The sequence below is a fragment of the Vibrio sp. L85 genome, from assembly GCF_963871815.1.
Lineage (GTDB): Bacteria > Pseudomonadota > Gammaproteobacteria > Enterobacterales > Vibrionaceae > Vibrio > Vibrio harveyi.
Genome location: NZ_CAWMYL010000019.1, coordinates 1 through 22,269, shown reverse-complemented (window position 1 = coordinate 22,269; position 22,269 = coordinate 1). Strand labels below are relative to the sequence as shown.

General features: G+C 43.7%; 23 protein-coding genes. 7 read left to right on the top strand and 16 right to left on the bottom strand.

Annotation, left to right across the window (positions count from 1 at the left end; translation table 11 throughout):
• Positions 1 to 107 precede the first annotated feature (107 nt).
• The 4 genes from AACR11_RS03190 (at position 108) to AACR11_RS03175 (ending at position 2,009) form a co-directional block, all read left to right on the top strand.
• Positions 108 to 368, top strand: coding sequence for a hypothetical protein (locus AACR11_RS03190; RefSeq protein ID WP_005445548.1), 261 nt, complete (start codon positions 108 to 110; stop codon positions 366 to 368).
• Positions 368 to 751 carry a hypothetical protein gene (locus tag AACR11_RS03185; protein WP_017817997.1) on the top strand — a complete coding sequence of 128 codons (384 nt, stop codon included), beginning with the start codon at positions 368 to 370 and terminating at the stop codon, positions 749 to 751. Before AACR11_RS03190 ends, AACR11_RS03185 begins: the two co-directional genes overlap by 1 nt.
• On the top strand, positions 742 to 1,080 hold the full coding sequence (locus AACR11_RS03180; protein ID WP_029791121.1) for a hypothetical protein: 339 nt from the start codon (positions 742 to 744) through the stop codon (positions 1,078 to 1,080). Before AACR11_RS03185 ends, AACR11_RS03180 begins: the two co-directional genes overlap by 10 nt.
• A 203-nt stretch (positions 1,081 to 1,283) precedes the next feature.
• Positions 1,284 to 2,009 (top strand): metallophosphoesterase family protein, encoded by a 726-nt coding sequence (locus AACR11_RS03175; protein ID WP_029791122.1) that lies wholly within the window; start codon positions 1,284 to 1,286, stop codon positions 2,007 to 2,009.
• A gap of 103 nt (positions 2,010 to 2,112) precedes the next feature.
• On the opposite strand, the gene pheT is transcribed toward AACR11_RS03175, so the two are convergent.
• From pheT to thrS, 16 genes are all read right to left on the bottom strand, one after another.
• Entirely contained in the window at positions 2,113 to 4,500 is a 2,388-nt protein-coding gene (pheT, locus tag AACR11_RS03170; RefSeq protein WP_029791124.1) for a phenylalanine--tRNA ligase subunit beta, read from the bottom strand.
• An 18-nt stretch (positions 4,501 to 4,518) separates the two neighbouring features.
• Entirely contained in the window at positions 4,519 to 5,502 is a 984-nt protein-coding gene (gene pheS, locus AACR11_RS03165; RefSeq protein WP_029791125.1) for a phenylalanine--tRNA ligase subunit alpha, read from the bottom strand.
• Positions 5,503 to 5,783: 281 nt separating this feature from the next.
• Positions 5,784 to 6,908 carry a GGDEF domain-containing protein gene (locus AACR11_RS03160; protein WP_029791128.1) on the bottom strand — a complete coding sequence of 375 codons (1,125 nt, stop codon included), beginning with the start codon at positions 6,906 to 6,908 and terminating at the stop codon, positions 5,784 to 5,786.
• Between the two features lie 177 nt (positions 6,909 to 7,085).
• Positions 7,086 to 8,267: a hypothetical protein gene (locus AACR11_RS03155; protein WP_029791129.1), complete on the bottom strand. Its 1,182-nt coding sequence runs from the start codon at positions 8,265 to 8,267 to the stop codon at positions 7,086 to 7,088.
• Positions 8,268 to 8,276: 9 nt separating this feature from the next.
• Entirely contained in the window at positions 8,277 to 9,068 is a 792-nt protein-coding gene (locus tag AACR11_RS03150) for an outer membrane lipoprotein-sorting protein (RefSeq protein ID WP_029791131.1), read from the bottom strand.
• Between the two features lie 41 nt (positions 9,069 to 9,109).
• Positions 9,110 to 11,485 (bottom strand): efflux RND transporter permease subunit, encoded by a 2,376-nt coding sequence (locus AACR11_RS03145; protein ID WP_029791132.1) that lies wholly within the window; start codon positions 11,483 to 11,485, stop codon positions 9,110 to 9,112.
• A gap of 201 nt (positions 11,486 to 11,686) precedes the next feature.
• Positions 11,687 to 12,475, bottom strand: a complete 789-nt coding sequence (locus AACR11_RS03140) for a TetR/AcrR family transcriptional regulator (RefSeq protein ID WP_009697355.1) — start codon at positions 12,473 to 12,475, stop codon at positions 11,687 to 11,689.
• Positions 12,476 to 12,645: 170 nt separating this feature from the next.
• Positions 12,646 to 13,455: a helix-turn-helix domain-containing protein gene (locus AACR11_RS03135; protein ID WP_005445576.1), complete on the bottom strand. Its 810-nt coding sequence runs from the start codon at positions 13,453 to 13,455 to the stop codon at positions 12,646 to 12,648.
• 353 nt (positions 13,456 to 13,808) lie between these two features.
• Positions 13,809 to 14,252: a hypothetical protein gene (locus AACR11_RS03130; protein WP_029791134.1), complete on the bottom strand. Its 444-nt coding sequence runs from the start codon at positions 14,250 to 14,252 to the stop codon at positions 13,809 to 13,811.
• Positions 14,253 to 14,396: 144 nt separating this feature from the next.
• The gene (locus AACR11_RS03125; protein WP_005443150.1) at positions 14,397 to 14,711 is read right to left on the bottom strand and encodes a heavy metal-binding domain-containing protein; all 315 of its coding nucleotides are present in this window, start codon (positions 14,709 to 14,711) and stop codon (positions 14,397 to 14,399) included.
• A gap of 1 nt (position 14,712) precedes the next feature.
• Positions 14,713 to 15,102: a VOC family protein gene (locus AACR11_RS03120; RefSeq protein ID WP_009697353.1), complete on the bottom strand. Its 390-nt coding sequence runs from the start codon at positions 15,100 to 15,102 to the stop codon at positions 14,713 to 14,715.
• A 12-nt stretch (positions 15,103 to 15,114) separates the two neighbouring features.
• Positions 15,115 to 15,495 (bottom strand): RidA family protein, encoded by a 381-nt coding sequence (locus AACR11_RS03115; protein ID WP_017190336.1) that lies wholly within the window; start codon positions 15,493 to 15,495, stop codon positions 15,115 to 15,117.
• Positions 15,496 to 15,812: 317 nt separating this feature from the next.
• The gene (rplT, locus tag AACR11_RS03110) at positions 15,813 to 16,166 is read right to left on the bottom strand and encodes a 50S ribosomal protein L20 (protein ID WP_004727974.1); all 354 of its coding nucleotides are present in this window, start codon (positions 16,164 to 16,166) and stop codon (positions 15,813 to 15,815) included.
• Between the two features lie 40 nt (positions 16,167 to 16,206).
• Positions 16,207 to 16,401, bottom strand: coding sequence for a 50S ribosomal protein L35 (gene rpmI, locus AACR11_RS03105; RefSeq protein WP_005445589.1), 195 nt, complete (start codon positions 16,399 to 16,401; stop codon positions 16,207 to 16,209).
• 123 nt (positions 16,402 to 16,524) lie between these two features.
• Positions 16,525 to 17,076 (bottom strand): translation initiation factor IF-3, encoded by a 552-nt coding sequence (gene infC, locus AACR11_RS03100; RefSeq protein WP_074050532.1) that lies wholly within the window; start codon positions 17,074 to 17,076, stop codon positions 16,525 to 16,527.
• A gap of 3 nt (positions 17,077 to 17,079) precedes the next feature.
• On the bottom strand, positions 17,080 to 19,008 hold the full coding sequence (gene thrS / locus AACR11_RS03095) for a threonine--tRNA ligase (RefSeq protein WP_005445593.1): 1,929 nt from the start codon (positions 19,006 to 19,008) through the stop codon (positions 17,080 to 17,082).
• A 649-nt stretch (positions 19,009 to 19,657) separates the two neighbouring features.
• Here thrS and AACR11_RS03090 point away from each other — a divergent pair.
• Genes AACR11_RS03090 through pcp form a run of 3 tightly spaced genes read left to right on the top strand, consistent with a single transcriptional unit; the run spans position 19,658 to position 21,918 of the window.
• Positions 19,658 to 20,362, top strand: a complete 705-nt coding sequence (locus tag AACR11_RS03090) for a DUF969 domain-containing protein (RefSeq protein ID WP_079324570.1) — start codon at positions 19,658 to 19,660, stop codon at positions 20,360 to 20,362.
• A gap of 3 nt (positions 20,363 to 20,365) precedes the next feature.
• A complete protein-coding gene (locus AACR11_RS03085) occupies positions 20,366 to 21,271 on the top strand; it encodes a DUF979 domain-containing protein (RefSeq protein ID WP_079324568.1) in 906 nt (301 codons plus the stop codon).
• 8 nt (positions 21,272 to 21,279) lie between these two features.
• On the top strand, positions 21,280 to 21,918 hold the full coding sequence (gene pcp, locus AACR11_RS03080; RefSeq protein ID WP_079324566.1) for a pyroglutamyl-peptidase I: 639 nt from the start codon (positions 21,280 to 21,282) through the stop codon (positions 21,916 to 21,918).
• Positions 21,919 to 22,269 lie beyond the last annotated feature (351 nt).

The following is a 22,269-nucleotide window of genomic DNA, read 5'->3' as shown; positions in this document are numbered from 1 at the left end:
TAAATTTTACGACTAAATTAACCATGTCTCTTTTTTGAGTCTCGCTTTTTGAGCAATTTATCGATTAGCCTAAAATCTCTCAACACTTGCAACGGAGTTGTAATTATATGGATAAAGAGTGCCTTGTAATTTTTCTAGGTGGCTATGAACACTTAGCAAAAGTTGTAACTACGCTTGATGCCATCAAATTCTCTTCAACAATAAAATTTGGCAATGATGAATATACCCTCATGCCAAATGGATATGGAAATACACCTCGAATCTTCTTTTATGTACACACTGAACTGAGTGAAGACATCATTAGAGAAATGAAAAATATGGTGAAACTTTCTATTGATAAAAAATGGTTTGAAATTGGTGGTGAATAATGGCGTTAGAAGTATTTATTGATATTTGTGGAGTCTCAGCAACAACACGAGAGATAGACAGGGAATGGGTAACCGGACTCGTTAACAGAGCAAAAGACCGCAAATCTAAGGTATGGGTGTCTGTGATTGTCCGAGATTTGAAGCAAGATATTAACATTCGGCTTGCATGCGGTAGTGCACCAAGAATAGCAACAACCACAAACAGCCCAAGACGAAAGCCGCTAACCCAGCTCGAAAGTAAGCTGACGGATCTCTGGTCTATGTTCCGGTGCGAAGGTGGGAACGTTAACGTTCAGGGCGTATGTGATTTTATCCGCTACCTCGAAGGGTGTCAGAGACGTGAGAGTGATGAAAAGCTAAAAAAGGATAAGCAGTGGCATTAATTATTTCCATTGATTGCTGTGGAGTAGTCATTGATTCATTAGAGAGCAACTCGAAAACCATAAACGCTATTGTGACGAAAGCTCAAGAACAAGGACAAAAAGTGTGGCTACGTATATGCCTAAAAGATGTATCGCAGAACATCGATATTGAACTTTGCTGTGGAGAACCGCCGTCTAACTCTGTGCCACCAGCAGCTAAAAGGGGCTCACTCATAGAGAAGAATATTAAAAAACTTTGGTTAGAACTTGGTTGCGCGGGTGAACAAGTGAATGCACAGAAGATCTCTGCATTTTTACTGTATTTTCAAAGCTATATTAATCAGTCCTAGAGAGTAGAACCTGCAAGCACGAACTACCTATCAAGTTAACGTTTAAGAAAGGCGCTGGTGTTCTTCAGTTATCGATTAAGCTGTGGCACTGCGCTTTTAAACAGATGACCTAGAGAAACCTTTTAATGGTAGAGGCATATCAAAAACAAAAGATTGAATGATAGACTAACGTCAAACAACTAACGTTTTTGCTTTGCAACTCTATGACATCAATTATTCAAATCAGCGACTGCCATTTAAGTGACGATTCAAGCTTTGAGAATCTACGTAGCGCGCTTCTTTATGCTCAAAAAGATTCATCATGCGATACCCTTTTGCTCACAGGCGATCTTTGTTGCAACCCCAAACCGGGTGATTACCGTGTACTACTAAGTTTCCTAGAAAAGCACATTCGCGATAAGAAAATATTCGCAATTGCAGGCAACCATGATGACACCAAATTGATGAAGCGGGAACTGGTCGGTAGCTCTATTAACGTAGTGAATAAAGCCAAAATTCATAACCGTGACATGCTGTTCTTAGATTCGAGTGCTAAACCTTTGGATAAGCGCCACCCTTTAGGCTCTGGTCGTGTCGATAACCGTGGGCTAGCACGCTTCAATAAACAACTTCGCCATGCGATCAATCCGATTGTTGTTATCCATCACCCTATTATTCCCGTAGGCTCGGATTGGATACAAGCCATTTGCTTGGAAAACGATGCAAGCTTACATGCGCTTTTGGCTAAGTACCGGGTTCAAGATGTTATTTGCGGGCATGGTCATGATGCACTGACTGTAACGCGTCAAGAAGTCACTCAACATATGGCACCCGCTACTGCTTACGGTTTTGACCACAGTATTGACGAATACAACCGCAATACAAAGATTGGCGTGAATAAGATTCACCTCGAAGATCAGAGGATGAAGGTAGAGACAGTTTGGCTCTAGTTATTCCCTATTTCCTATCTCCTATCTCCTATCTCTCAAGATATAAAAAAACCCTGCCAAACTGGCAGGGTTTCCATTTCTTAAGAAGATACGTTACATGAGATTAGTCACGTAGAGACGCACCAAACTTCTCAGAAACGTGAGCAACGATAGCATCAACCGCACCAGCGATATCTGCATCTTCTAGAGTACGCTCAAGTGACTGTAGAGTCAGAGCGATTGCTAGGCTCTTCTTACCTTCTTCAACGCCTTTACCTACGTAAACGTCGAACAGCTTCGCATCTTTAAGGAACTCGCCACCTTGTTCTAGACAAGCGTTAACGATATCACCAGATGCAACAGCTTCATCCACGACTACCGCGATATCACGACGGTTTGAAGGGAATTTAGAAAGTGCTACCGCTTCTGGGATCACTTTGCTGTTGATTGCAGACCATTCGATTTCGAAGACGATAGTACGACCATTTAGACCGAACTTACGCTCAAGTTCTGGGTGAACAGTACCGATCACACCCACTTCTTTGCCATCTACGATGATTGCCGCAGATTGACCTGGGTGAAGTGCTGGGTGCTTAGCTGCAGCGAAAGAGTACGCTTTTTCGTTAGCAGATAGCTCTAGAATTGCTTCTAGATCGCCTTTAAGGTCGAAGAAATCAACAGTGTTAGTTTCGATATCCCAATGCTCTTCACCGCGAGTACCTGCGATAACACCGGCAAGCATTGGCTCTTGGCGCATACCGTTTTCTGCAGATTCACATGGGATGAAACGTAGACCACATTCAAATAGACGAACACGTGGCTGTTGACGCTTCTGGTTGTGAACAACCGTGTTCAGCAGACCTTGGATAAGACCAAGACGCATTGCTGACATGTCTGCAGAAATTGGGTTTGGAAGCACTAGAGGCTCAACACCAGGTACAACTAGCTTTTGTTGCTCAGGCTCAACGAAGCTGTATGTGATTGCTTCGTGGTAACCACGGTCAACAAGAAGATCACGAACGCGTTTCAGTGGAAGATCCGCTTCAACGTGGTTGTGCATCTTAAGTGCTGCTGCTGGGTGTTGGTTAGGAATGTTGTCGTAACCGTAGATACGACCAACTTCTTCAATCAGGTCTTGCTCGATAGCGATATCGAAACGCCATGTTGGTGCTACTGCCACCCAACCTTCTTCAGAAGCTTCAACTGTCAAACCTAGGCGCTCTAGGATTTCTACCACGTCAGCATCAGCGATGTGGTGACCTAATAGGTTGTCTAGCTTAGTACGACGTAGAGCAACTTTGTTTGGCTTAGGTAGGTCTGCTTCAGACTCTACAGCAACAACAGGTGCGACTTCACCGCCACAGATCTCAACAAGAAGCTGAGTTGCGCGCTCCATTGCGCTCACTTGTAGTGCGTAATCCACACCACGTTCAAAACGCATTGAAGAATCAGTGTGAAGACCGTAACTACGTGCGCGACCACGGATGTGGTCAGGTGCAAAGAATGCACACTCTAGTAGAACGTCTTTAGTTTCCGTTGTTACACCAGACTCTTCACCACCAAAGATACCTGCGATTGCAAGTGCTTTGTTGTGGTCAGCAACAACTAGTGTATCTGCGTTTAGTTCTGCTTCGCTACCGTCAAGAAGTGTTAGCTTCTCACCTTGCTCAGCCATACGAACTACGATGCCACCTTCGATCTTCGCTAGATCGAATGCGTGCATTGGTTGACCTTGCTCTAAAAGAACGTAGTTAGTGATGTCTACTACAGGGTCGATAGAGCGAATACCACAACGACGCAGCTTCTCTTGCATCCATAGTGGCGTTTCAGCTTGAACGTTTACGTTCTTAACAACGCGACCTAGGTAACGTGGACACGCAGCTGGCGCTTTCACTTCGATAGACACTTTATCTTCGATTGAAGCTGCTACTGCTTCTACTGATGGCTCAGTTACGTCAGCGCGGTTTAGTACGCCAACTTCGCGAGCTAGACCACGAATGCTGAAACAGTCAGCGCGGTTTGCTGTTAGGTCTACGTCTACTGTTACGTCGTCTAGACCTAGGAATTCACGGAAATCGGTACCGATTACTGCGTCTTCTGCTAGCTCCATGATGCCATCTGACTCAACATCGATACCTAGTTCAGTGAACGAACAAAGCATGCCGTGAGATGGTTGACCACGTAGTTTTGCTTTTTTGATTTTAAAATCGCCTGGAAGAACAGCACCAACCGTTGCTACTGCAACTTTCAGACCTTGGCGACAGTTGTGTGCGCCACAAACAATGTCTAGAAGCTCTTCTTCACCCACGTCTACTTTAGTAACGCGCAGTTTGTCTGCATCTGGGTGTTGACCACATTCAACAACGTGACCAACTTTAACGCCGTTGAACGAACCTGCTACAGGTAGCACGTCATCAACTTCTAGACCCGCCATTGTAATTTGGTGAGTTAGTTCGTCAGTGGTAATCGAAGGACTAACCCACTCACGAAGCCATGATTCGCTGAATTTCATAGTGATTTATCCCCTGGATTACTTGAACTGTTTTAGGAAACGAAGATCGTTCTCGAAGAACGCACGTAGGTCGTTTACGCCGTAACGAAGCATTGTTAGACGCTCAACACCCATACCGAATGCGAAACCAGAGTATTTTTCAGGATCAATGCCTACGCTACGTAGTACGTTCGGGTGAACCATACCGCAGCCTAGTACTTCTAGCCATTTACCGTTTTTACCTTTCACATCAACTTCAGCTGAAGGCTCAGTGAACGGGAAGTAAGATGGACGGAAACGTACTTCCACTTCCTCTTCGAAGAAGTTGCATAGGAAATCGTGCAGGATGCCTTTCAGCTGTGCGAAGTTTACGTTCTCATCAACCAGCATGCCTTCCACTTGGTGGAACATTGGCGTGTGCGTTTGGTCGTAGTCGTTACGGTATACACGACCAGGTGCGATGAAACGGAATGGTGGTTGGCCATTTTCCATCGTACGGATCTGTACGCCTGACGTGTGAGTACGAAGCATCAAATCTGGGTTGAAGAAGAAAGTATCATGGTCAGTACGCGCTGGGTGATCAGCTGCGATGTTTAGTGCATCAAAGTTGTGGAATGCATCTTCGATTTCTGGACCAGACTCAGTGTTAAAGCCAAGTTCACCAAAGAACTTCTCAATACGCTCTACAGTACGAGTAACTGGGTGTAGACCACCGTTCTCGATACGACGACCTGGTAATGTTACGTCGATCGTTTCTGCCGCTAGCTTCGCTTCAAGCTCTGCACGTTGTAGTGCGTCTTTACGAGCTGCGATAGCTTGCTGAACTACGCCTTTCGCTTTGTTGATCTCTTGACCCGCTTCACGGCGTTCTTCTGGTGGTAGTTTACCTAGGCTTTGAAGTTGAGCAGTTAGCTCACCTTTTTTACCTAGATACTGAACACGCACTTCATCAAGTACGACTAGCGATTCTGCAGCTTCAATTGCTGCACTCGCGTTAGCAATGATCTCTTCTAGATGTTGCATCGTTTCCTCATCTACCTATTGGTAGTATCCATAAGGGAGTGATTGGTTTTTTGATAGCTGTACATAGTAGCCAAACCCGCCACCAAGGCCAAATTGAATTATGAAAAGAAGAGGTTATTGAATAAAAAGAACACAAAAACGTAAAAAATGAAGGGTTGCTATGGAATAACCCCTACTTTTTCGTGTTTGTTTTTGCATAAGTAGCTAAAGAATACGCCACATAGATTTTCACCAAACAGTGAAAAAATTGGGTTCTCTGGCGTTCTAATGTGAATGACGAGTTAGTTCGAAGATATTAGCTTTTGCGATGACCGTACTCGGTTTTTACCGTTTTGTTTTGCTAAGTAAACGCCTTCGTCAGCAACTCGGATCAAATCAGTGTAAGTTTGCATTTCTTCGCGGCGTTCTGCTACCCCGACACTGATGCTGCCTCGCCAAGGTTCGAATGCTGTTGGAACCAGCATGTGAGAGATCTGTTTTCTCACCATCTCGGCAACATGCAACCCACCTTCAAGCCCCGTGTCCGGGCATATAACAACGAACTCGTCGCCGCCAAGTCGGCACACGATATCATCACTGCGGAAAGAGTGTTTTAGCGCTTGTGCAAGTTCTTTTAAGACCAAATCTCCGGCTTCGTGACCACAGGTGTCATTGACTTGCTTAAAGTAATCCGCATCAATCATGATACAAACCAAAGGTAAAGCTCTCACCTCCTCGTTTCTCCACAAGGTCTTGAGAGATTTAATCGCACTTCTTCGGTTCGGCAGTTGAGTCAACGAATCCGTGAGTGATAAAGCCTCTAGCTGCTTGTTGGCTTGAGAAAGTTGTATTGTCCTTTCATCCACTTTTTCTTCCAAAACCAGATTAAGCTTCAGTAATTCTCGGTTACGCTCTGAAACTTGTGAAAACAGAGCATTTAGCGCATCCAGCAATGGCGCAGTGGATGCGTTGGCTTGCTTTTCTTGTTCATCATACGCCGCCCTCGGTGACATCCCAGATTGAATGGCAGCCACTTGCTTAGACATATTTTGATCAATACCAAGAATGTGGTAAGCCAACCAATGAATGAGGAAATCCAATAACTGCTCAGCAGCGCGTTTATTGGCATCACTGATAAAGCTCTGCATACTGATGATGTCGCTCATAAATGCGCGATGTACTTGGATATGTTTTTCTAGGTGCTCTGGGTGGATCTCGACCTCTCGCATCAAGTTCTCTTCTTCTTTGAAGTGGAACTCGGCATAGCGAGACAATTCAAATAATGCCACTTGAATGTCCGTGAGAGTGATGCTGTTTTGCGCCAAAAGTTCGCCGTACTTGTTGATAAATCCAACAAGATATTGGTGCTGTTCATCGACTTCTTCGATGCCTGTTTCAAAATAAGTGTCCCAGCGAAATGAATTCAACGTTACTACCCCTAAGTAAAACCGGAGGGTTTTGTTAGTTGCTTATCGCATCGCTATCAAAACCACAACAAACATAAGGAATAGTAACGATAAATCTTCCTTACGGCTCTAGCAGCCAGTCAAAATAATGACATGGATCTCTTTGCCTTAGAATTTTCGATTTAACTATCTCCCGCACTAAAAATAGTACTGGATAGATAGCTCGATAAAATCATCGTCTCTTGCGAAATACAAGAGGTCCGTTGGCGTGTCATTTTTAAACAACCAAGCATCAATTTGCCACTTAAAATGATTTGAAATGCGGGTGGAAGCCTCAAGTTTTGCGTTGTACACATCGGTATTATCGAGATCTTGCGTGATACCAGTTAGGATTTCGGTGCCATCTTCATCATTAAACGCTAAGCGAACACCTGCAAAGACATCATTTTGACCAATGTTCTGCGCGTTGTTACCACGGCTATCATATAAATACTCACCGATAAGCCCCACATCCCATACCGTTTCAAAAGCCCCCACTATCGTGTATTCAAATCCGGTAACAACACCGACATGATTATCAAAACTATCACGATAAACACTTTCAAGTTTCCATAACCAATCTCCCACGATTCCCTGCACATCCAGTCCAACATGACTCATCAATGCGTAGTAAGGTTTTAGCTCGCCTTGCTCGAATCGAAAATACGGGTCACGGTTCGTTCCATAGACATAGCTCAAGCCGAGATCCCAATCGCCAAACATTTGTGCATACCGCAACGCGACATCTACATGTTTTTCTTCTCGACTCGATTCGTACAACGCATCATCGGAGACAACAGGATCGAACCTCAAACGCCCATCTTTACCCGCGAATGTTCGTTCACGAAAATAAGGCAAGATCATAGCATCCAGCGTTCCCCACTCTTTGATGGACGTAAAATGCACCATGGGTTGTCCCAATTTATCTTCGCCATCGACCGCTTCTACCGCATCAATTTGGTTTACAACATCCACTAAGTGCGCAGATTCTGTTACTCCCCAAAACACCTTGCTGATACCAACACGAAGTTCATAGTCATCCCAATAGGTTAAATACAAGGCTTCTCGAATATCAGCATGCGTACGATCATCATCCATGCTGTCCCAACGATAAAAAGGCGTAAAGGTGAAACTCGCATCACCATCTTGAAGATCCCAGTAGAGCTCTGGTTGCAACACTAGCGATGTTTGCCCTTTGCTCTGCCCTTGAGCACCGGCAGAGAAAAATTGTCGATGCTCGAAGTTAACCTGACCTGCCAATTCAGCACCAAGCAAAGACGAAGAACAAAGCACAGCCATAATGCTAGCCAAGACTCGGCCAGCAGCGATTACCCTAGTCATTCAACCTCCCTACTTAACACGCTTGAGGATGTTTTTGTTGAAGTCGTTATCTTTAAGACCGGTCTGGAACGTCAATTCACTGGTTGTCAGTTCTGTACTCTTGCCCGTTTGGTGATTCATCATTGCCATAGTGTGGGCACGCCAGTATTGATTCAGATACTGTTTGTAATCAGAAAACTCTAACGTCTTTAGCAACGCGCCTTTGCGGTCATAAAATTCTACTTTCAGAGGACGATAATGTGCTTGATCTAGCCAAACCACCTGCTTGGTGTAACCGGAGTTTTTATCTGTCGGGATTTGCTCTAATACAAACGTCTGTTGGTCATTCATCGTTTCATCTTTAAGGTAATTGAAACGGTACTTTTCAATCTCGAATGAGCTCAGGTCTTCATAAGCAAACTCACTGCCCATAAATGGACCAGATTTATTGCGTGAAGCGATACGTTTTACGCGTTTGAGCGCGGGTAGATAGAGCCATTGGTCGTCAGCGCCCACCGTGTGTGAATGATTAAGAAATGCGGTTCCTTTAACATCTCGTGGTTCATCAAAGATAGTTAGCCCTTTATCGCCATCATCAGCGACCTCCAGTGATTTTAGGCGCATCAAGCGAGTACTACTTTCTCCTTGAGCATTGCGAAGTATCATTTGCATGGTGGCAACAGAATCTCCCCAGCCTTGGTCACGCGCTTTGCGCTCTTGTGCAATTTCCAACCCTTTAGCTTCGTCAGCCCAAGTGAGAGGAGCCATTAACAGAGAAATCGATAATGTAACGACATTCAGAGGTTTACTAAATAACTTCATCATATAGTCCTTGTCTTGTTTTCCTTGAGGGCACTGTTCAATCACAACGATGCCGTAATGTTTTTCTTCGCTTGTGTTTCTGGCGTTTTAGTCTTTGTTTGCTCGACATATGCTGCTTTATCAAAACGCATGAGTAGCGTTGGCAAGAATAAAAAGTCCACGACCAAGGCGATAAAGATCACGATCGCACTAAGCTGCCCCATATCTGCATTTAAGCGGAAGCTCGACATCGCCAATACTGAGAAACCTGCTACCAATACGACGGTAGTGATCCACAGTGCACGACCAACAGTGTGGAAGGCATAACGAACGGCCTGTTCAGCATTTTGTCCTTCTTTTCGTGCTCTTTGATATTTCGAAAGGAAATGAACCGCGTCGTCGACCACAATGCCAAGCGTCAAGGTCACCACGACTGACAGTCCTAGATTGATTTCACCGGAGATCAGCGCCCAAAGACCGAAACCAAGCACGGCCGGGGCAATATTTGGAACCAAGCTGATGAAACCAAGCCTTAGCGAACGCAGCGCAAAGATGAGTAATGCAGAGATCAAAACTAATGTAATTGGTAACGTAGAGAGCATACTTGCCATATTGGTCTCACCAATGTGAGCAAACATCAATGATGGACTCGATGCGACCACATCATATTGCGGTGCATTGTCGGCAAACCACGCGTAGATTCGGTTCTCAAGGTCAACTAATTCAACACTCCCTAAATTATCGACGGTTAACACCATTTTGATCGAAGATTTATCAACGTTAATCTGATTATTAAGATCTAAGCCGTACGGCAAAGACATCTCATAGAGTAGAAGGTATTGCGCCGCCAATTCTCTATCTTGTGGTAGTAAGTAGTAACGCTCATCATCAGCGTGCATGTTTTTATTGAGGCGTTTATATACATCCGCGAGCGTTGCAACATGATCTGTCTCAGGCTGTTCGCGAAGCCAATCGGTAAAGTTGCCTATAGCGGTAAGAAAAACAGGATCAGCAATCCCTTGCGACTCATTGGTTTTGATGGCAATGCTGAGATTGGTCATGCCGCTGATACGTGCTTCCATAAAATCGGCAGCTTGACGAAAATCACTGCGATTATCGAAATACTTTACGGATTCATCATTGACTCGATTTAACGGTATCAAGCTTGCACTCACTGCAATAACGATCACTGATATTGGCAGTAACACGTTACGACGTAAAACGACAAAATCTCCTAGCTTGTCCATGAAGTCGGTCCCGCTCTGTGAGGCAGGTTGCTTAACTGAGACTGGTAATATTGTGAGTAACGCTGGAAGCAGCGTCACTGATAGAAAACAGGCAATCATCACCCCTAATGCCGATAAGTTACCAAAATCTCGCAGCACAGGAGAATCCGACATATTCATCATCAGAAAGCCAATTGCGGTTGTAACTGACGTGATTAGGATGGGCATAAAGTTAAGAGAGATACTGCGCTCTATCGAATGTGCCTTACTAAAGCCGTTTTGCATCGACTGGCGCATAGTTGCAATAACATGCACGCAGTCCGCTACAGCCAATGTCATGACCAAGGTTGGCACATTAACCGTCGCAGTGCTTAAAAACATACCAGCCCAACCAGATAACCCCATCGTTGCTATCACCGAGCCAATAATCACAATAAGAGTCGCGACAACACTTAAGAATGAACGCAGCATGATGGTTAAGAACACCAAAATAACCAACAGCATCGTTGGTACTAAGGTAGCGCTATCCTCTTGTGCTGCGGTCATGAAGGCATAGTTCATGGCGATAATACCAGCTTTATGAAACTCAACATTTGGATAGTTTTGCTGATACTGCGCCAGCATCTGATTAATGTGAGCCATCACCTCTTGGACTTCCGCTGTTTTATCAACCTCCGGCAATTGAACGGTGATATTCACGACAGTGACATCGCCTTTTGCAGAGATCAGCGCATTTTTTAACACTGGCTCTGTTAGTGCGATATTTTTTACTTTCGCAATTCGCTCTGGAGTCAACTCATGCTCTTCGTAAAGCAGGTCTTCGACCAAGAGATCATCTTCAACCGCTTCCGTGTGCTGGTAATTAGCCAGAGAGTCTACTCGGCTCGAATACGGCACTTGCCACGAATCCACTGTTAAGTTTTGTATGAGTTTCAGGATCTCAGGAGTAAACACCTCTCTGCTATCAGGAGCGATCACGATAGCAAGATTGTCTGTTTTGGCGAAGGTGGTTTGAATTTCGTCGAAAGCTAATAACTGCTTATTGCTGCCATCGAAAAAGATATTATAGTCGCCCCGAAAATAGAGATTCTTTGCTCCGATCGTTGCGATAATAACGAGTAATACTGTTGCCAGCAGAACCCAAAGACTGTACTTGGTTGGTATTTTCCCCCATTGACCGGGGCTTGCTTGTTGAGCTTGGTGGTGTTTCATCACACTCTCCCTTTGTGACGTTTCGTCAAAAAACGGAGTTAAAAAAGCAGCTTACGCTGTTCTCTAATTCCAGATGCGTTAATAACGCAGTTTTGGCACTCTAGGGATTAAAAATCCTGATACCAAAACAATCGTTATTGACGATCCGTCAAATAGTGTGACTAAAAAACCAATCGAATAACCGATTGGTTTATACCCTACTCAGCGATTGACTGAATCAAGGTAAGCAATTTCTTCGCTAAATAGTTCCTGCTCAACTCGACGCCAGGTTTTGCGGTAATCCCAATCTGTTGAGAGAGGTAACCACCCTAATCCATCAAGTAACATATTCGCATTGTGTAATACCGAAAACGGGTCTTGCAAACGCTGAATACATCGACTGTTAGATGCATTTTGCGCCAAAGCATTAGAACCAAACGCAATCGACCAATTGGCAAAAACAATCGCATCAGCACCAACAGCAGGAGAGAATTTTAAATCCCCAATTTCCACGGCGTGGTTTACTAATGCGTCCGCTCCAGATATTACTTCTTCTTCCAGCTTGTTCAATTCATTCAGTCGAGCGGGTGAAGCTTTCTCTATCACCCAAGGAGTTTTGGCGACAATAGCGCAAGTCGACAATACAGGTTCCATACGGGCGTAAATACGATACCCAACATGCATTGCAATGATCTTTTCACGCGTGTTGCCATCAAAATTTGCCGTACGCTCAAAAAACACCGCCTCACTTTTCAGTGAGTGTATACAAAGTGCAAGGATCACATCTTCTTTGCTGCAAAAATGGTTATAGATGGTCCCTTTTGAATACGGACTGGCAGCCGTTAGCTTATCCATGGTGAGATTAGCAAAGCCTTGTTCTTGCACTAAAGATTTAGCCAGTTGAACTAATTCGACCTCGCGATCAGCGATCGCCTGCTGTTTCTTAGTCAAACCAGAAGCAATTCGGCCTCCCTCTTGCTTGTCATCTTTGTTGCAACCAAAGTTAAACATACTTCCTCGTCCCGTATCCCTGTGTAACTCAAATGAATTGTAACACGAATATGGTTTGCAGAAACGCCATCACATTTCTGACGAATCGTCATAATTGACACTTCGTCATATTAGTTCATTAAATAAACATTTCAAGGGTGAATCTATAAATCACTAAAAATAACTAGAAGCTATATCGAAAGGCTTGGTTTATCCCCAGCCGAAGCGATAGCGTAGCGAATGTCATCAATGAAGTTGACTTCTGTTTGTACAATACCATCAGAAAACGTTACAGGCTGATGCGGACCTGCTATAAGCAAAACATTGGTAAAGTCTGACACATTAAAGTTCTCTGCAACGACGTTTTTAGAATGAAAATCTAACACGGTTTTCGCCATCTGCTCTTCTAAGATAAGTAGCTGTTCTTCCGTGATTTTCATTCGCGATAGCGCTACACGTACACACTTCTCATGGGTAGTCGTTTGTTCTTTAAGGATCTCGGTGTACTTCTCGTTAAGTTTAGAGTTTTCTGCATAGCTGTAATAAAGCGGACCGTGAAGCGTGATGTTGTTATCTTCGTCCACATAAACCAAATCAAGCAGCTCTAGAGCACCAAGGTAGTCAGACATGCTTTGCTTTGAGAGATCATACTTTTTCATAAGAATGGTGTAGCCATCCTTCCCCCTCAGCATTCGAAGTTCTCGATAAAAATCGTAAAGATGCGGAAACTGGAAAAAGACTTCATCCTGCGTACGACTGAAATAGTCCTGATCCTCAGCTTGTAGCTGATTTGCCAGCTTTTGAAGCTCATCGAGGGTACAATCCACAGCTCGACAATACTCAAGTAGCTTATCAAGACCTAGGTTAGTGCTAGTTAAATGACGTTTAAAAGTGGACAACGGCATGCCCATTTTCTCAGATAACTCTCGATATGTTAGCCCTTTGGTTTTGATCGCTTGTCGTAATGCGGCTAACAAGTACTCGGGAGTGAGTTCTCTCATCTACAATTCCTTATGGCAATGTTACAAGTGAATGGTATTTGTAACAATTTAGAACCAATTGGCAAGCCATAAGTTCATATTTTTATAAGAAAACAGTGAATTAATATACCCAACATCACATTTAGATGAGCAATACCGCCACCAGAAATGCATTCAGTTTCATTATATCTAATCAATTAAACACATCATAAATACGGTATAACATCCATAGCCCGTCGCATTTCATGCTGATTTATGGAAACTACTCGAATACTTTCGACTTTGAAAGACGTTCATTTTTAGAATAATCACATTAAAACGCACACGCCAAAAAACTGCATATATATGCAACAAAATAGTTCTATTTCTTAAGGCTAAACTTTCTCTGCCACATTCTGTTCAGTGTCAACTATATGGGAGCGCAAAAAACGTAAATGGATAATAGAAATCCCAACGATGATGAGTGGAACATAGATACTCGTTATTGAGTTTGCGATGTAGATCAGAGTCATTTTAAGTTTACCGACAACGCCAACTGAATGAGACCAGCCCTCTGTATTCCCGTCTGAAAAAATACCAAAAGCAAGGTAATACAACATCAGATACAACAGAATAGATTCTTTCCATTGCCCTTCATTCAAATGCCCGACAGCACTCCAAGATACAAATAATGACAAGAATAAAAGAACAAGTAGACTTAAGAAGTCGATAGGAAAAGACAACATGGTAACGAGTAAATTACCTTTAGCTGCTAGCGTCGCTACCAGTAAGCACACGCAGAACGTCACAATTGCATTATTTAAAACTGTATCACGCATACATTCGCCTCCTTTTTTAGGAGGCGAATTATGAGATAAAAACAGCCATTGACGCTTAGTTAAAAATGGGGAAACGAGCTACCTCTAACGATTTCATCTTTATTGCACATAAGTTTGCAACACGCTGTGCAACATTATACTTTATTAAACGAGCTTTACTGCCGTACCAAAGGCAAGAATTTCTGATGAACCGTCCACAATCGAACTGGTGGTAAAACGAATACCGACAACAGCATCTGCTCCTAGGTTCGCGGCATCCTCTACCATTCGTTGAATAGCGATATTTCGGGCTTCAGTCATCATTTCGGTGTAGCCACGAATCTCACCACCAACAATACTTTTTAAGCCAGCCATGAAATCACGCCCAATGTGCTTTGACTGAACCACATTGCCCGTCACGACCCCTTTTATCTCCGCAATTTCACGCCCTGGAATCGTCTCGGTTGTTGAATAAATCATGTTATACCTCAGCAAGATAATTAGATAACTCAATTAAGTTACCATCTGGGTCTCTAATGTAAACCGATAGGATGTTACCAATTGCACCTGTCCGTTGAACAGGGCCATCAATAACCTCGACAGAATGGGAGTCTAAATGGGAGAGCACATTTGCAATTGGCGTATCACATACAAAACATAAATCAGCACTCCCAGAAGCTACTTGACTTGCCTTAGGTTCAAATTCATTGCCAAGCTGATGCAAATTGATCTTCTGCCTTCCATACACAAGTGCAACACGCCCCTCACCAAAGGTGATGCTTTCCATACCAAGCACTCGCTCATAAAAGTCCACCGTGGTTGCAATGTCTTTTACTGTTAAAACCAAATGGTCTAATCGATTTATTTTCATCCCTACCTCTTATTACAACGCCTCGCTTGAGATTACTGCCTCTATTTCTATTGCCAAATCAGCATGGATCAAGGCACTGACTTCCACCAGCGAACATGCCGGCAAGTAGCCCTCATAGAAATCAAATAGTACTGAACGAATCGCCGCGAGTTGACTCATATCAGTAATAAACACCGTCAACTTCACCAGATCACGCTTCTCTCGTTGCTCTTCAGCCAGTATTTGCGATAGATAAGATAAAACTGTCTTTGTTTGATCTACTAGCCCCTCAGCTTGGCTCGAAGAGCCTAACGCAGTCAACCCTGAAACATATAAGGTCTCACAGTGTCTAGTAGCATGAACATAAGGACCTGAAACCTGTGGCAAAAATTCATAACTGATTCGTTGAACCATACACTCCTTCCCTAGCGGTTAAATTTTCGTTTGTTCAGTTGCTCTTTCTAGTCGTGGAGCAACGCCATAGTTCCCTTAATGATGTCCTCTAACGGCTGCGCCTTGGTGTCTTTCCTAGCTCTTTTGCTCGTTATGCCGATAAACCCTACCACAGATTAATAACAAAATGATTTAGCAAGCACTGAGATGGAAGTGAGAAGTGAGAAGTGAGAAGTGAGAAGTGAGAAGTGAGAAGTGAGAAAACTTACGGATAACAAAACAAAAAGCAATAAAAAAGGAGAGCTAATGCTCTCCTTCTCTTAATCCTAAACTGCTAATTAAAGAGCAGCTTTCGCTTTTTCAACTAGAACAGCAAATGCTGCTTTGTCGAATACTGCGATGTCCGCTAGGATCTTACGGTCGATCTCGATAGATGCTTTCTTAAGACCGTTGATGAAACGGCTGTAAGATAGACCATTTTGACGAGATGCCGCGTTGATACGTGCAATCCATAGTTGACGGAATTGACGTTTCTTAGCGCGACGGTCACGGTAAGCGTATTGACCAGCTTTAGTAACTGCTTGGAAAGCTACGCGGTAAACACGTGAACGTGCACCGTAGTAACCTTTAGCTTGTTTTAGAACTTTCTTATGACGTGCACGAGCTTGTACACCACGTTTTACGCGAGGCATTATGCTTCTCCTAAACTAAACGATTGATAACTAAAAAGAATTAAGCGTATGGCATCATACGAACAACTGCAGCCACTTCACAACGAGGAAGGATTGAGTTTGGACGTAGTTGACGCTTGTTCTTAGTAGTACGCTTAGTCAGGATGTGACGTTTTGTAGCGTGCTTGTACTTAATACCACCAGCAGTTTTCTTAAAACGCTTAGCAGCACCTTTGTTGGTTTTCATCTTAGGCATGATGAATAACTCCGCATTGAGTAGGTTTAATAAACAACGTAATTAGGGCGAACAAAACCCAGCCGCTATACCTTTTATTAGAAGGAAAGGCGGCTAGGTCTTAATTACTTGATGAGCCGTTAATTACTTCTTTTTAGGGGCAAGAACCATGATCATCTGACGACCTTCGATCTTACTTGGGAAAGATTCCACTACAGCAAAGTCTACAGTGTCTTCTTTCAAGCGATGAAGAACGTCAACACCGATGTCTTGGTGTGCCATTTCTCGGCCACGGAAGCGAATTGTTACCTTCACTTTGTTGCCTTCTTCAAGGAAACGCGTCAGGTTGCGTAGTTTTACCTGATAGTCTCCAATATCAGTTCCAGGACGGAATTTTACTTCCTTAATCTGAACCTGTTTTTGCTTTTTCTTCTGCTCTTTAGCAGATTTGCTCTTTTCAAAGAGGAATTTGCCGTAGTCCATAACACGACAGACTGGCGGCTCAGCGTTAGGACTGATCTCCACAAGATCCATGCCTGCTTCTTCAGCAGCTGCGATCGCTTCTTGAATCGATACAACACCAACTGATTCACCGTCAGCGCCAGTTAGTCGAACTTCACGAACGCCACGAATTTCACCGTTCATACGGTGTGGGTTTTGTTTTACCGGCTGTTGGCCGCGTCTTCCGCCTTTAATAGCTTATTCCTCCAGATTGAGCTTACGGCTAGAGATCTCGTCTTGGATGTATGCGATAAAGTCATCCACTTTAAATTTACCGAGATCTTTACCTTTACGAGTACGTACTGCGATTTCGCCTGCTTCCATCTCTTGGTCACCGACAACAAGCATATACGGTACACGCTTCAAAGTGTGTTCGCGGATTTTAAAGCCAATCTTCTCATTTCTCAAGTCCGCTTTAGCTCTAATTCCACTTTTTTGTAGTTTTTGTACTACTTCCTGAACATAATCTGACTGTTTATCAGTAATGTTCATAAGAATTGCCTGTTCTGGCGCCAACCAAGTTGGGAAGAAACCTGCATATTCTTCGATAAGGATACCAATGAAACGCTCTAGTGAACCTAGAATTGCACGGTGAATCATTACCGGTACAAGACGTTCATTGTTTTCACCTACGTAAGTTGCACCTAGGCGACCTGGTAGGTTGAAGTCTAACTGAACAGTACCACACTGCCACGCACGGTCTAGACAGTCGTATAGCGTGAATTCAATCTTAGGACCGTAGAACGCACCCTCACCTTCTTGAATTTCGTATGGGATTTCCATCGATTCAAGAGATTGTTTCAATGCTTCTTCAGATTGATCCCAGATTTCGTCTGAACCTACACGTTTTTCTGGACGAGTAGACAGTTTCACTACGATGTTGTCGAAACCAAATGTTTGGTACGTATCGTACACCATCTTGATACAGTTTGTTACTTCTTCTTGAATTTGGCTCTCAGTACAGAAAATGTGAGCGTCATCCTGAGTAAAGCCACGTACACGCATAATACCGTGTAGTGCACCAGATGGTTCGTTACGGTGACATGAGCCGAACTCAGCCATACGTAGCGGTAAGTCACGGTAAGATTTTAGACCTTGGTTAAAGATCTGTACGTGACCTGGACAGTTCATTGGCTTAATCGCGTATTCACGGTTTTCAGAAGAAGTTGTGAACATCGCATCAGCGTATTTGTCCCAGTGACCAGAGCGTTCCCAAAGAACGCGGTCCATCATTAGCGGACCTTTTACTTCTTGGTAACCGTACTCATCTAGCTTAGCGCGAATGAATACTTCTAGATCACGGAAGATAGACCAACCATTGTGATGCCAGAACACCATACCCGGTGCTTCTTGCTGCATGTGGAATAGGTCTAGTTGCTTACCAATCTTACGGTGGTCGCGCTTCGCCGCTTCTTCTAGGCGAGTTAGGTGCGCTTTCAGAGCTTTCTTATCGTGGAAAGCTGTACCGTAGATACGTTGAAGCATTTTGTTGTCGCTGTTACCACGCCAGTATGCGCCTGCCACATTTAATAGTGTGAAATGTTGACAGAAGCTCATGTTAGGTACGTGTGGACCACGACACATGTCGATGTATTCTTCATGGTGGTAAAGACCTGGACGATCATCACGAGATACGTTTTCGTCTAGGATTTCCACTTTGTATGGTTCTTCACGTGATTCAAACGTATCACGTGCTTCCTGCCAGCTTACTTTTTTCTTAACCACTTCGTACTTGGTTTTCGCTAGCTCTTTCATACGCTTTTCAATCTTTTCAAGATCGTCTTGCGTTAGAGACTCGTCTAGGTCGATGTCGTAGTAGAAGCCGTTGTCGATTGTTGGACCAATCGCCATTTTAGCTTGAGGGTAAAGCTGCTTAAGAGCGTGACCAAGAAGGTGAGCACAAGAGTGACGAACGATTTCTAGACCGTCCACTTCATCTTTAACTGTGATGATCTCTAGGCTTGCGTCTTCTTCAATTAGGTCACACGCATCTACGCGGTTACCATTTACACGACCAGCGATAGTTGCTTTTGCAAGACCAGGACCGATCGATTGCGCAACTTCCATAGTAGAAACTGGGTTGTCAAATTGACGCTGACTGCCGTCAGGAAGAGTAATAATAGGCATGCTATGTCCTTTACAGTGGTGTTGCACACCAAGCAACACATGATTTTAGTTTTTTGCATTTGTAGCAATGATTTAGTCATTCAGCTATTGATAGCTAAACGTTGTTGGTACAAAACTTGGTACAAATACCGATGTACACCTTTTTTGTACGAGCAAGCATTGTAAAGAAACGACATGAAATCACAACCGCTTTCTATATTGGTTGGTACAACAAGATTGTGATTTCTTCACTGCTTATTAAGACTTGTTCCATTGCTATGCCCATACAAGGGTGAGCTCGAACACTCGCCTCACCTAAGCGAACCCATTTGAAATCTTCGATGCTCAGCTTTTCATAGTTTGCAACGGCTCCCTTAGAATATCAGTTAACATTGCCCTCGGCATAATTTAACGCTTTGATTTGCTTTTCTAAAAAATAATAACGCCTTGTCAGAACAGTCAAAAACACCAAAGTTCAACTTCCCTAGCATATCGATGCTTTTTATGGAATGGCTCTGACTACACAAAAAATTCGACAAAATCGTCTGCTGGAAATCATAAAAGATCCCAATTGAAACACGTATTTTTGGTTCCTTATACTCGAAGCATCAATACAAATTTCTACTGTATTGATTGAAAATAATAATTACGGGAAGTTTAGGGAACACCTATGATCGATTTATGGCCATTAATTGGCATTGTGATAATTACAGTAGGGCTAGCTCTAAAGCAAAATACTCTGCTAGTAATTTTAATTGCCGGTGTTACTACTGGTTTAGTGGCAGACATTGCGGTGGTGGATATTCTATCTGCTCTTGGTCAATCTTTTACCCAGAATCGTTACATGTCTCTGTTTATCTTGGTACTGCCAATGATTGGTATTTTGGAGCGTTACGGTTTACGTCAGCGAGCCGAAGAGCTGATTGCCTCAATGAAAAAAGCTTCTGTAGGAAAGATTTTATTGACTTACTTACTACTACGTAAGATCACAAATGGTATGGGGTTAAACATTGGTGGTCACCCGTCTATGATTCGTCCGCTAATCGCTCCAATGTCAGAAGCGGCAGCTGAGAAAGCATCACCGAATCTAGCAGATGAGAAACGTCAAACTATTCGTGCGCTATCTGCGGCAAGTGAGAACTTTGGTAACTTCTTTAGCCAATTGCTGTTCATTGGTACTGGTGGTCTACTACTGATTAAAGGCGTAATGGGCGATAACCAACTTGATGTGAAATTAGAAACAATGGCGCTCTGGGCGCTGCCAACGGCTATCACATCGTTTGTGGTATTCGGGATTTACACTAAGTACATCAGTGCGCGTTTAAATAAAGCGACAACCACAGCAACGACCAACGCGTCGCAACAGGAGCAATAATCCATGCTTGAATATGTATACCAAGCTACCGGCTTACTGCTACTAGCTTTTTCACTGCAAAGTTTCCTAGATAAACAAAATGCCAAGCGTATTGGTAGTGGTTTATTTTGGCTAATCTACGGCGTTACCTTTATTTTTGGTGCGATGATTCCCCACTGGGTAACTGGTGTGATGGTTTTAGCACTGACTGCTTTAGCGGCTGGTGGCTTTATGGGCACAGGCAACTACGGCACAACCAATGATCAAGAGCGACAGCAAAGTGCTTCCGTTCTAAAAAACAAACTGTTTATTCCAGCGATTGTCGTTCCTGCTGGTACGGTTTTGATCAGCCAGCTAACTTCTTTAGGTGCACTAGTTGGTCTAGGCATTAGCTCTATTGCGGCGATTATTGTCGCTTTGGTAATCACTAAGAGCCAACCAATGCACAGTCTGAATGAAGGTCGTCGTTTGATTGACTCAATAGGTTGGGCTGCGATTCTGTCCCAATTTCTTGCCGCATTGGGTTATCTGTTTAACCAAGCGGGCGTGGGCGATACCGTGGCTTCAATTGTGAAGCTAATGATCCCTGAAAACATGCTACTGGTTAAAGTGATTGCTTATTGCGTTGGCATGACGCTATTTACTATCGTTATGGGTAACGCTTTCGCTGCGTTTGCTGTGATCACGACCGGTATCGGCATTCCACTACTTATCCTAGATCATAGTGGCAATGCGGCAATTATTGGTGTGTTAGGTATGCTTTCTGGCTACTGCGGTACACTGATGACGCCAATGGCGGCTAACTTTAACGTTGTGCCAGCCGCGCTGTTAGAGCTTAAGAACAAGCACCACGTTATTATGATGCAGGTGATTCCAGGTTTAGCGATCCTAACGTTTAATATCTTCCTTATGTATAGCTTTGCGTTTTGAGAATAATGATGAAAAAAGTACTAATTACTGGTTTTGAACCATTTGGTGGCGCGTCAGTTAACCCTGCGCTAGAAGCGGTGAATAAACTGGCTCAAGCAAAGCTTGATGGTGGTGAGATTGTCGTATGTGAAGTGCCAGTCACTCGTTATGAGTCGGTAGATACGGTTATCGCAGCAATTGAACAACATCAACCAGATTTTGTTATCACGGTTGGTCAAGCGGCAGGTCGTGCTGGTATTACGCCTGAACGTGTCGCGATTAACGTGGATGATTTCCGCATTCCTGACAATGGGGGTAATCAGCCAGTTGATGAGCCGGTTGTAGCCGACGGTCCAGATGCTTACTTTACGACTTTGCCAATCAAAGCAATTACTCGCACGTTACAAGAAAACGGCATTCCATGCCAAGTATCGAACACGGCGGGTACCTTTGTGTGTAACCACGTATTCTATGGCGTACAGCATTACTTAAGTGGTAAGAATATCGCTCATGGTTTCGTGCATATCCCACTGCTACCAGAGCAAGATACCACCGGTAACCAAGCGACCATGTCTTTGGATGTGATTGTTGAAGGTTTACGTTTGGTTGCTCAAGCGACAATCGACAACAAACAAGATATTGCGATTACCGCAGGTCAAATCTGCTAAGTTTGGTCGACACTATTTCAGGCCCGATAGAGTCGGGCTTTTCACATTAGGTCGCTTGCTCTACACTGCGAGTGCCGATGATATGACAACCGTTGCCATGTATCTTTTACAAAACCACGCTAAAAGTTAAACTGCTCTCATAGCTCGTGTCATTCCCCCCTCTTAACACTCAAAACAGAATACACTTCCACACTTTTTAAGTTTAAACACCCCAAAACTACCTGACTAAATCTAAATGAAGTGGTTTAGCTAAGTTAAGCTAAGAGAGAACCTATGATATGTTCTTTCCAAATGATATGGATCGACGTATCGACACTGCCGTTGTCCAGATCTGACAGCCAGCTAAATGCT